Annotated in this window: 2 protein-coding genes; both read right to left on the bottom strand. The window is 69.6% G+C overall.

The features are described from left to right. The coding region (locus tag G6018_RS12010; protein ID WP_182639717.1) for a molybdopterin-dependent oxidoreductase at positions 1–729 on the bottom strand (729 nt) is incomplete at its 3' end. Between the two features lie 35 nt (positions 730–764). Then, complete coding sequence (locus G6018_RS12005; RefSeq protein ID WP_179524648.1) at positions 765–2,177, bottom strand: nitrate/nitrite transporter; 1,413 nt, start codon at positions 2,175–2,177, stop codon at positions 765–767. Positions 2,178–2,434: the final 257 nt, after the last annotated feature.

The following is a 2,434-nucleotide window of genomic DNA, read 5'->3' as shown; positions in this document are numbered from 1 at the left end:
TCCCACCACGGCGACGTGCAGGAGCCCCAGGGCCAGCGCCGCATCCGTGCCGGGCCGCAGCCTCAGATGGATCCCACCGCCGTCGACGGCCCGGTGCGCGGTCGCGCTGAGGCGCGGGTCCGCCACCACCATGCCGCCGGCCGCCGCGGCCGTGTCGAGGTGCTGGACGAACGGGGGCATGGTGTCGGCGGGGTTGGCACCGATGAGCAGCACCGCCCGGGCGTCGTCGAGGTCGGTCACGGGGAACGGCAACCCCCGGTCCAGCCCGAAACTCCGGTTCGCCCCGGCCGCCGCACTCGACATGCACCAGCGGCCGTTGTAGTCCACGAGTCTGCTCCCCAGCGCGAGGCGGGTGAACTTGCCCAGTGTGTAGGCCTTCTCGTTGGTCAGGCCACCCCCGCCGAAGACCGCCACGGCGTCGGGGCCTCCCGAGGCCTGCGCCCGCCGGATGCCGTCGCTGACCCGGGTCAACGCGGTGTCCCAGTCGGTCGGCCGCAGGTGCCCGTCCACCCGGATCAGCGGCGTGGTGAGCCGATCCGGGTGGTCGAGCAACCCTGCCGACGTCCACCCCTTCCGGCACAACCCGCCCCTGTTGGTGGGGAACTGCTCCGGGGTGATCGTCGCCGGTCCGTCACCGGCGGACGGCGTCACCGACATCGCGCACTGGAGTGCGCAGTACGGGCAGTGGGTGTGTGTCGGCGGGCCGGTCGTCGTCAACGCGTGCACCATGTGTCCTCTTCGTCTCGATCGTCGACCGAGGCCGGTCAGGCCTCGGCGCCCACGGGGACCCGGGGCTCGGTGGGTGCCGCGGCGACCGCGTCGACCCCGGCGGAGGCCCGCATGTAGACGACGCGCGTGACGATCGCCGCCACCACGTAGAACACCATGAACACGAGGAACGCCGACGTTGCCGCACCGGAGGACTGGTAGGAGGTGCGCAGGGTCATGTTGATGAGGAAGCCGCCGAAGGCCCCGACCGCGCCGGCGACCCCGATGAGCGCCCCGGCGTGGGCCCGCGACCAGGACGTCCGAGCGGCCTCGTCCAGTCCGAGGGTGTGGCTGCGCGCCTCGAAGACCGACGGGATCATCTTGTACACCGAGGCGTTGCCCACCCCGGTGAGCCCGAAGAGCGTGAGGAAGGCGGCGAAGAACAGGACGAGCGCGCCACCGGCGAGCCGGCCGTCGTTCGACGCCTGGATGTTCGAGGTCACCACGAGCGCGACGGTGGTGACCGCCATCCCGCAGAAGGTCACGAAGGTCACCCGGGCTCCCCCGAAACGGTCGGAGATCCGTCCACCGGCCATGCGGGTGAGTGAGCCCAACAGTGGTCCGAGGAAGGTGATCTGTGCCGCGTGCAGGGCCGCCTGGGCCGGCTCCTGGCCGTTGCCGGTGAAGGTCATGGTGAGCATCTGACCGAACGCGAAGGCGAATCCGATGAAGGATCCGAAGGTGCCGATGTACAGCAGCGACAACACCCATCCGTCCTTGTCGCGGGCCATGTCCTTCATGCTCTGCACATCCACCGTCTGGTGCGCGAGGTTGTCCATCTTCAGCGCGGCGCCGATCCCCGCGACGACGAGCAGGACGATGTAGACGCCGATCACCCAGTGCGGTGACCGGTTGCCGGCCAGTGCGATCACGATGAGCCCCACGACCTGGATCGTGGCCACGCCCAGGTTGCCCCCACCCGCGTTGAGGCCGAGGGCCCAGCCCTTCTCCCGCTGGGGGAAGAAGGCGTTGATGTTGGTCATGGACGACGCGAAGTTGGCGCCGCCGAGTCCGGCGATCGCGCCCACGACGAGGTACATCCAGAGCGGTTGGCCCGGGTTCGCCATGATCCACAGCATCCCGACCGCGGGGATGAGCAGGACGAAGGCCGAGAACATGGTCCAGTTACGGCCGCCGAAGGTGGCGGTCGCGAGCGTGTACGGGATGCGCAGGAAGGCGCCGGTCAGCGTGACCACCGCGGAGACGAGGAACTTGTCGGGTGCGTCCAGTCCGTAGACGTCCTGGGGCATGAACAACACCATGACGGCGAACAGGGTCCACACGGAGAACCCGACGTGCTCGGCGAAGACCGACCAGTAGAGGTTGCGCATGGCGGTCTTCCTGCCGCCCGACTTCCACTGCGCGTCGTCCTCCGGATCCCAGTTCTCTATGACATGTGAGCGCGACATGAGGTCGACCCCCTCTCTCTCTCGTGACGTGGACACCCCCTCGGTGTCCCTGCGAACTGACCGTATGCACGCCCTGTTTCCCCGGCGCTACCCGGTATGACGTGATGGTCACGGTGTCCTCACGCCGGACGCAACCCGCCGTGAGGGGTCTGCCACCGTGGTGGACTGGGGTCATGTCACCCCGGTTCACACCCCGCGCCCTCGGCGCCGTCGTCACCGCCGCCGCCCTCGCCACGGGCCTCGCGCCCGCGGCATCC

Source organism: Dietzia sp. DQ11-44 (assembly GCF_014145205.1).
GTDB lineage: Bacteria > Actinomycetota > Actinomycetes > Mycobacteriales > Mycobacteriaceae > Dietzia > Dietzia natronolimnaea.
This window is presented reverse-complemented; position numbering and strand designations above follow the sequence as displayed.

Coding starts and splice junctions, on each gene's coding strand:
- G6018_RS12005 (WP_179524648.1), bottom strand. CDS start 2,177: ATGTCGCGCTCACATGTCATAGAGAACTGGGATCCGGAGGACGACGCG.